General features: G+C 32.7%; 1 protein-coding gene. It reads right to left on the bottom strand.

Features of this window, described 5'->3' with window-relative positions; all coding sequences use genetic code 11:
- Positions 1 to 486: diguanylate cyclase (locus tag GQR38_RS20065; RefSeq protein ID WP_165738034.1), on the bottom strand; the 486-nt coding region annotated here is incomplete at both ends.

The following is a 486-nucleotide window of genomic DNA, read 5'->3' as shown; positions in this document are numbered from 1 at the left end:
CCAACGCAATAAAGCTTCTGCGCCAATAATATTATTTAAGTGGTCATATTGAGGTTGGTAATGTAGCTCAAATTCGTTAAGGATTAATGCCTGCTTTATTTCTTTGGTGTAACTGATGTAATTATTTAGCTGTTTAGACATGGTTTCATCGTAAAGTAATGCTTTATCCTTCCCTCTTTTGAAAGCCTCATATACTGCTATACTGGCATTTTTAAGGATATCTTGAACTCCTTTTGAGTTGCTATTAAAAGTTTCATAACCAATAAAACAAGATAAAGAAAACCTTCCTTCTACGAACTCAAAGGGGATTTCCATTGCATCCACAATATCGACAATCACTTTATTAATGATCGATTGAGCTTTGATGTTATTAAGAGGTAAATTTTCTATTAATATAATAAACTCATGCCCATTAAACCTGGCGACTATCCCCATTTTATTGATTAATTTTTTCAGTCTAATCGCAGCTTGTTTTAGTACTTCATC

The sequence above is a fragment of the Pseudoalteromonas sp. c7(2019) genome, from assembly GCF_011378625.1.
Taxonomy (GTDB): domain Bacteria; phylum Pseudomonadota; class Gammaproteobacteria; order Enterobacterales; family Alteromonadaceae; genus Pseudoalteromonas; species Pseudoalteromonas arctica.
Note: the sequence above shows the minus strand (reverse complement) of the source record. Positions and strands in the feature narration are given on the sequence as shown.